The sequence below is a fragment of the Paenibacillus sp. YAE3 genome, from assembly GCF_057546105.1.
Genome location: NZ_BAAIYF010000050.1, coordinates 1 through 546, shown reverse-complemented (window position 1 = coordinate 546; position 546 = coordinate 1). Strand labels below are relative to the sequence as shown.

Annotated in this window: 1 protein-coding gene and 1 pseudogene; one reads left to right on the top strand and one right to left on the bottom strand. The window is 39.0% G+C overall.

Annotated elements, in window-relative coordinates:
• Positions 1-130, bottom strand: a pseudogene (locus AC27KL_RS28130) (AIM24 family protein); the annotation flags it as partial.
• A gap of 284 nt (positions 131-414) precedes the next feature.
• Here AC27KL_RS28130 and cspD point away from each other — a divergent pair.
• Positions 415-546: cold-shock protein CspD (cspD, locus tag AC27KL_RS28125; RefSeq protein WP_487171806.1), on the top strand; the 132-nt coding region annotated here is incomplete at its 3' end.

Genomic DNA, 546 nt, shown 5'->3' with positions numbered 1-546 from the left:
CGGCCTTTGCCCACACTTTTCCGTCGAGATTGACTTCCAAGAGACGGGGCGTTTCCATTTCAAACAGCCCCTCCCCTTTGTCTTCCTGCTGGGTTTTGGATACAAACTCATCAACTGAATAACGGTTCATCTCTAAACACTCCTGTTCGCATTCCTGATATTGGTTTTATTATATACGGACCGACGCTTAAAATGTTTCACCCGCTTTGCGAAAAATGATGATGAATAACCATAAATTGAAAACAATTTCAAAGAAATTCCTAAAAAAAGCATTAAAGTTCATTTTTTTCTCTTGACAGCTTGACGAAGCATCCATGGATAGTGTATAGTGAAACCATCATTTAGCAGAACACCGTTAGATGATGAAAATTTTTTTTAGCACATTGTGCTACAGTACTAGGAGGATTAAGCAATATGCAAAACGGTAAAGTAAAATGGTTTAACAATGAAAAAGGCTTCGGCTTCATCGAAGTTGAAGGCGGAGACGATGTATTCGTTCATTTCACCGCAATCGAAGGTGAAGGATACAAATCTCTAGAAGAAGGA